Consider the following 4,940-nt stretch of genomic DNA (forward strand, 5'->3'; position numbering starts at 1 on the left):
ACGCCAACCCGGAGAAAAACACCAAGGCGAAGAAAGACCGTCGGATCAAGAATGACAATCTCGGTTCTGAGTTTTACACCTTTCTGCTCGCAGCCATGACCAATATGCTCGGTGTTTGCAAAGGCGCAATCTACGTCTGCATGTCATCGTCTGAACTGGATACTTTGCAGAAAGCCTTTCGGGAAGGGGGCGGCAAGTGGTCCACATTTATCATCTGGGCCAAGAATACCTTCACGCTGGGACGTGCCGACTATCAGCGCCAATACGAACCGATTCTCTATGGCTGGAAAGAAGGCTCTGAACATTTCTGGTGCGGTGCCCGGAATCAGGGCGATGTCTGGTTTTTCAACAAACCGGTGAAAAATGATCTGCATCCCACCATGAAGCCGGTAGAACTGGTAGAGCGAGCTATCCGTAATTCTTCCAAGACTCGGGATATTGTGCTGGATCTGTTTGGTGGTTCTGGTTCGACGCTGATCGCCTGTGAGAAATCACAGCGCAGTGCCCGGCTCATTGAGCTGGACCCCAAATACGTCGACGTCATCGTGCGTCGATGGGAGGAGTACACGGGCAAGGAAGCCTACCTCGAAGCCAACAATCTGACCTTTGAGCAAACCAGGGAAGAACGACATGGACGATCTCTCAAGGCGACTGGATCAGATTGATGCCAAGCTCGATAAGCTGAGCGATGCTGTCTCTCGTCTGGCTATGATAGAAGAACGGATTACCCACCAGACCAGTAACCTTTCCCGGCAGGATGAACGTCTGGATGAGCAGGAGAAGCGCATTCGGCAGCTGGAGTTTCAGTCCAGTAAACGAGGCGTCGTTCTGAACTATTTTGAACGGTTCGGCTGGATCTTGCTGACCGCCACTATCGGACTGCTGTCTTACTTTCTCAGAGGATGAGCGATGAGCAAGCGTAAGGATACCAATTACATTGTTGTGCATTGCTCGGCCACCCGGGCTATCCAGCATGTGACCTTTGACGACATCAAACGCTGGCACACCATGGAACGGGCCTTTCTGGATATTGGTTATCACTGGGTGATTGAGCGGGATGGCTCGGTGAAACAGGGGCGGCCCATCGATGAATGGGGGGCTCACGCAAAGAGTCATAACCACGAAAGTGTGGGTATCTGCTTGGTGGGTGGTCTGGACCAGAATAACCATCCGGAGGATAACTTCACCCCGGATCAGAAACGAATGCTCAAGCTCTTGGTGGCAGGCCACCAAGCACTTTATCCAAATGCTGTGGTTCATGGTCACCACCACTTCAGTAAGGTGAAGACCTGTCCCAACTTCGATGTGCACCACTGGCTTCGACAGGAAGGACTGTTGGGAGGTAAGAAGTGAGTCTCGTTGCAGCCATTCCGGTGATAGGAAAGGTCATCGACAAGCTCTTTCCAGACGCAGAAAAAGCTCATGCCGCCAGGACTGAACTGACCGAGATGCTGCTCAACGGTGAACTGGATGAACTGGAGCAACAGGCCGGAGTCATCAAAGCCGAAGCTCAGGGTGAAGGCTGGCTGCAAAGAAACTGGCGACCTATAGTGATGCTGGTGTTTACGGCATTGGTTGTGTGTCGTTGGATGGGCTGGTCCGCTCCGAATCTTACAGAGGCAGTGGAACTGAAACTGTTCACTATCATTCAGCTGGGTATTGGCGGATACATTGCCAGTCGGGGGCTAGAGAAGGTGACGAGAACATGGAAAAGCTGAGACTTAAGTTAAGCCGTTCTAAGAGGCGACTTCCAAGCGCAGAGAGCGTCTTAAGGTCGAAGAGGAAGCTTGATAAACGTCTTCTGACGACTGCTTCGGGGTCCCTGGGAGGTGCCCTCCATTGCGGGTAGGCAGCAGCGCGGAATAGCGCCAGCGACAGAGTGAAAATCGGGGTTGACACCCAGGTTGACAGATTGGGGTTCAGCCCAGTAACGACGGGGCTTTCCGGTGTCAACTAGTCAGGGATTTTGTCAACCAAACTGTCAACCTTTGCAGTCTGGGTTGTCAACCAGGTTGACAGATTTCAGGCTCAGTTCAAACCAGTGTTGGTTTTGGTGACAAAGCAGGGTGTTGATTTTCAAACTGCGAGCCAGAGCCTTCAGATGATAGTGGTTAGGGCTGATTCGGGGTTGATGATCCTGCCAGTTTTCTCCCCAGTCCCGATGCAGCGCAGAAGCCTGTCTCCCTTTTAGGTAGTGAAGGTCACCCAGTTGAATCAGAAAGATGGCCTCAGGCATTGTCTGATACCAGCGTTGGAGACTGGGGAGGGTGTGGCGATCAGGATGGAGCAGTCGACAGGAGAGAAAGGAGCCGCTGCTGAGCTCAACAGCCAGTAGAATGGGGTCTCTCATGATTGAGGCCCCCACATTGAAATGGTCTGCCAACCGCCGTCCTGCCAGTAGTACAGATACTCGGCTCCGGTTTCCCAAGCCAGAGCAATCAGACTCTGGAGGTCGTCGCTGTTGCGAGGCCGGATCTTGGCCCAGGGCTCACCCTTGTCCATATAAGCATCAACACCGTTTTTGGTGATGTACGACAAGTCACCAAAGTTCACAATGATTTTGGCATCGGCTTCGGTGGGGAAGTGCTCCTGCAGCACTTTACCCACCTGATCTCCATCGAAATGGCAGTAGATGGAGCAATAGCGACCGTCAGCCAGCCGCCTTGCAATTCGGGAGCGGGTGCTCATACGGTTTCTCCCTGAAAAAGCGCTTTCAGTCCTGCGGTGATTCGGTACATGCGATCCTTGCCCTCCGGCTTTTCGGACTCAATGGTCAGCCCCAGTCGTTTTTTCAGGGTCCCGGCCAGTGTGCCGCGCACCGTGTGTTGCTGCCAGCCGGTTTCTCGCATGATTTCATGGATGGCAGCGCCTTCGGGGCGAGCCAGTAGTTTGATCACTTTATGGAGCTTGGTGCCGGTTCGGATTTTGCCTTTATCAGCAGGCTGGTCGTCTACCGGGAGGCCAATAGCGGCCTTGCCCTGAGGGCTGATATCAAAAGTGTCCGCCTTTTTCATGCGGATCAGAAAGCCCTTGTTGGCCAAGCTGTCCAGCACTTTCTTCCGGGCACCGCCCTTCAGGGTGAGTGTTGAGGCGTGGAGAGTTCCGGTCTCAGCGGCTTGCTTGAGTATGGTTTCCTGAGTGGCAGTGAGTTTTATTGTTTTCATGGTGTATCTCCTTTTTGTTGCGAAAGAATGTTTTGAATGGCGTTAATATCCCTCCATGGCATCAATGCTTCACTTAGACGGTTGGTCAGTTCCCGTAGCATGCAGACCTGAGCCCAGTTGATGTCATCCGGGTTGACCTCAAAGCGATCGTCTATAAGACGCTGGAACTCGTCGAGCAAGGCTGCCAGCCCTTGGGTTTCATTAATAAAGGCGCTTTCAGGATCGTTATTCGGATTCATGGTCAATGTTCCCTGTTACATTTTTGCCGTCTTTGACGCCTTGCTGATAAGCCTGTTCCAAAGCTCTCCTGACTTGCCAGACCGCCACTTCTTCGAAATCTCCTGGGGTGTTGCGGGTTTTCAGGGTGTCCATCAGCAGGGTCTTTTGGGCGATTGCTTCCAGGGCTTTATCAATACTCTTTTTCATGTTTTTCTCCCGTTATTGCTTTCTTTTTGTTATGTACAGTAAGGCTCTATAACTAAGGGTTATCAAGATAAAAGTGATTTAAAATCAATGGGTTGTCGGCTTTGTCGGGGTCTGTCAGGCTAGAGCGGGGACAGTGAAGGACGATCAGGGACTATGGCACTCATCTCGCAATCGGAATTCGCTAAACGTCAAGGCTGGAGCCGCCAGTATGTGGCTAAATTGGTCAAATCCGGCAAGATTCGTCTGCACAATGGCAAAGTTGAACCTAATGAGGCCCTTAAAGAGATTCAAGCCCAGGCAGAACCTTCTACGGTCCTGAGAAAGTCTCAGTCACAAGCTGGATCTGTACCGGTTGCTCCCACCGATTCACGGCAAGCTGTCGATTTCGTCACCGCACGCACCATGCGGGAAGCCTTTAGAGCCAAGATGGCGAAGATGGAGTATGAAAAAGAAACTGGAAAATTAACCGATGCCAGTAAAGTTCGTGAGGATGCTTATCGGGCTGGACGAATGGTGCGAGATGCGCTGTTGGGTATTCCTGACCGTCTTTCTGACGTACTAGCCGCTGAGCAAGATCCAGAGAGAGTTCGTCAACTGCTCTTTGGAGAAATAGAGTCTGCGTTGGAGCAATTATCAAACATAAACTAACGTGTTCTTAGTTGAGTTGGATAAAATAGTAGATTCTGATGGCTCATAAACGATTAAATTTTACGGAAAAACAAAAAGCCATTATTTTTAAAAGAGATAGAGCTACTTGTGCATTCAGTGGTATCTCTTTGTGGCTTTTGGACTCGGGGATATCCCCAAATTGGCGAATGGATTGGGCCGACCATATTCGACCCAATGCTGCTGGGGGAACAGCTCAGCTTGAGAATGGTATTTGTGCATCCTGCACATTCAACGCCAAGAAAAAAGATAACTCTTACGACACATTATATTTCGTCAAAAATGGCTTAATTACCGACGACTATATCAGCATATTCGGTATTCCTAGCCAAATGTTTTTAAATCAATTGGATCGTTTAGGGCGTCTTGAGATTATTGACTGGTATTTTAATCGATGTTTGGCCAATACATTTATTGGCTTCGATTGGCGATGTGTGTCGGAGTTTGAGCAGGTTAGAAAGAAGAGAGATGATCATTACTGGTTTGGCTCAGGCTGGAAGCGCATGAAGCGATTCATTAAGCAGCGACCTGAGTTGACCTATCTCGAAAGAAATTTGATGTAACTATTCAGCACCCAGCAAAGGATGATTACCATAATTCTTCAGAGCTATAAGCAGAGCTTCGAAAATATTCTGACCCTGCTTTCTCGCTGATGACACATAACTTCGTATCCGACAGTAATAT

At 50.2% G+C, this 4,940-nt stretch carries 11 protein-coding genes; 6 read left to right on the forward strand and 5 right to left on the reverse strand.

The window, feature by feature from the left end:
* The 4 genes from ACR2PX_RS00360 to ACR2PX_RS00375 form a co-directional block, all read left to right on the forward strand.
* Window positions 1-665, forward strand: a 665-nt coding sequence (locus tag ACR2PX_RS00360; protein ID WP_433997381.1) for a DNA-methyltransferase, incomplete at its 5' end; no start/stop codon positions are given.
* Window positions 631-906 (forward strand): flagellin, encoded by a 276-nt coding sequence (locus ACR2PX_RS00365; RefSeq protein ID WP_433997382.1) that lies wholly within the window; start codon window positions 631-633, stop codon window positions 904-906. The genes ACR2PX_RS00360 and ACR2PX_RS00365, both read left to right, overlap by 35 nt.
* Window positions 907-909: 3 nt before the next feature.
* Entirely contained in the window at window positions 910-1,353 is a 444-nt protein-coding gene (locus ACR2PX_RS00370) for an N-acetylmuramoyl-L-alanine amidase (protein ID WP_433997383.1), read from the forward strand.
* Window positions 1,350-1,718, forward strand: coding sequence for a 3TM-type holin (locus ACR2PX_RS00375; protein WP_433997384.1), 369 nt, complete (start codon window positions 1,350-1,352; stop codon window positions 1,716-1,718). Before ACR2PX_RS00370 ends, ACR2PX_RS00375 begins: the two co-directional genes overlap by 4 nt.
* A 263-nt stretch (window positions 1,719-1,981) precedes the next feature.
* Here ACR2PX_RS00375 and ACR2PX_RS00380 read toward each other — a convergent pair whose 3' ends face one another.
* Genes ACR2PX_RS00380 through ACR2PX_RS00400 form a run of 5 tightly spaced genes read right to left on the reverse strand, consistent with a single transcriptional unit; the run spans window position 1,982 to window position 3,590 of the window.
* The gene (locus ACR2PX_RS00380; RefSeq protein ID WP_433997385.1) at window positions 1,982-2,350 is read right to left on the reverse strand and encodes a hypothetical protein; all 369 of its coding nucleotides are present in this window, start codon (window positions 2,348-2,350) and stop codon (window positions 1,982-1,984) included.
* Window positions 2,347-2,688, reverse strand: coding sequence for a hypothetical protein (locus ACR2PX_RS00385; RefSeq protein WP_433997386.1), 342 nt, complete (start codon window positions 2,686-2,688; stop codon window positions 2,347-2,349). Before ACR2PX_RS00385 ends, ACR2PX_RS00380 begins: the two co-directional genes overlap by 4 nt.
* A complete protein-coding gene (locus ACR2PX_RS00390; RefSeq protein ID WP_433997387.1) occupies window positions 2,685-3,164 on the reverse strand; it encodes a DUF3489 domain-containing protein in 480 nt (159 codons plus the stop codon). Before ACR2PX_RS00390 ends, ACR2PX_RS00385 begins: the two co-directional genes overlap by 4 nt.
* Window positions 3,161-3,403: a hypothetical protein gene (locus ACR2PX_RS00395; RefSeq protein ID WP_433997388.1), complete on the reverse strand. Its 243-nt coding sequence runs from the start codon at window positions 3,401-3,403 to the stop codon at window positions 3,161-3,163. Before ACR2PX_RS00395 ends, ACR2PX_RS00390 begins: the two co-directional genes overlap by 4 nt.
* Complete coding sequence (locus tag ACR2PX_RS00400) at window positions 3,390-3,590, reverse strand: DUF6900 domain-containing protein (RefSeq protein ID WP_433997389.1); 201 nt, start codon at window positions 3,588-3,590, stop codon at window positions 3,390-3,392. Before ACR2PX_RS00400 ends, ACR2PX_RS00395 begins: the two co-directional genes overlap by 14 nt.
* Before the next feature lie 153 nt (window positions 3,591-3,743).
* Here ACR2PX_RS00400 and ACR2PX_RS00405 point away from each other — a divergent pair, with 153 nt between their 5' ends.
* Both ACR2PX_RS00405 and ACR2PX_RS00410 read left to right on the forward strand, forming a co-directional pair.
* Entirely contained in the window at window positions 3,744-4,238 is a 495-nt protein-coding gene (locus ACR2PX_RS00405) for a hypothetical protein (protein ID WP_433997390.1), read from the forward strand.
* 38 nt (window positions 4,239-4,276) lie between these two features.
* Window positions 4,277-4,819, forward strand: coding sequence for an HNH endonuclease (locus ACR2PX_RS00410; protein WP_433997391.1), 543 nt, complete (start codon window positions 4,277-4,279; stop codon window positions 4,817-4,819).
* The last annotated feature ends 121 nt before the right edge of the window (window positions 4,820-4,940 follow it).

The sequence above is a fragment of the Endozoicomonas sp. genome (assembly GCF_051008435.1).
GTDB lineage: Bacteria > Pseudomonadota > Gammaproteobacteria > Pseudomonadales > Endozoicomonadaceae > Endozoicomonas_A.

Bases quoted from the DNA above. Each gene is read 5' to 3' on its own strand.
- ACR2PX_RS00365 (WP_433997382.1), top strand. From the start codon at position 631: ATGGACGATCTCTCAAGGCGACTGGATCAGATTGATGCCAAGCTCGAT.
- ACR2PX_RS00370 (WP_433997383.1), top strand. From the start codon at position 910: ATGAGCAAGCGTAAGGATACCAATTACATTGTTGTGCATTGCTCGGCC.
- ACR2PX_RS00380 (WP_433997385.1), bottom strand. From the start codon at position 2,350: ATGAGAGACCCCATTCTACTGGCTGTTGAGCTCAGCAGCGGCTCCTTT.
- ACR2PX_RS00385 (WP_433997386.1), bottom strand. From the start codon at position 2,688: ATGAGCACCCGCTCCCGAATTGCAAGGCGGCTGGCTGACGGTCGCTAT.
- ACR2PX_RS00390 (WP_433997387.1), bottom strand. From the start codon at position 3,164: ATGAAAACAATAAAACTCACTGCCACTCAGGAAACCATACTCAAGCAA.
- ACR2PX_RS00395 (WP_433997388.1), bottom strand. From the start codon at position 3,403: ATGAATCCGAATAACGATCCTGAAAGCGCCTTTATTAATGAAACCCAA.
- ACR2PX_RS00400 (WP_433997389.1), bottom strand. From the start codon at position 3,590: ATGAAAAAGAGTATTGATAAAGCCCTGGAAGCAATCGCCCAAAAGACC.
- ACR2PX_RS00405 (WP_433997390.1), top strand. From the start codon at position 3,744: ATGGCACTCATCTCGCAATCGGAATTCGCTAAACGTCAAGGCTGGAGC.
- ACR2PX_RS00410 (WP_433997391.1), top strand. From the start codon at position 4,277: ATGGCTCATAAACGATTAAATTTTACGGAAAAACAAAAAGCCATTATT.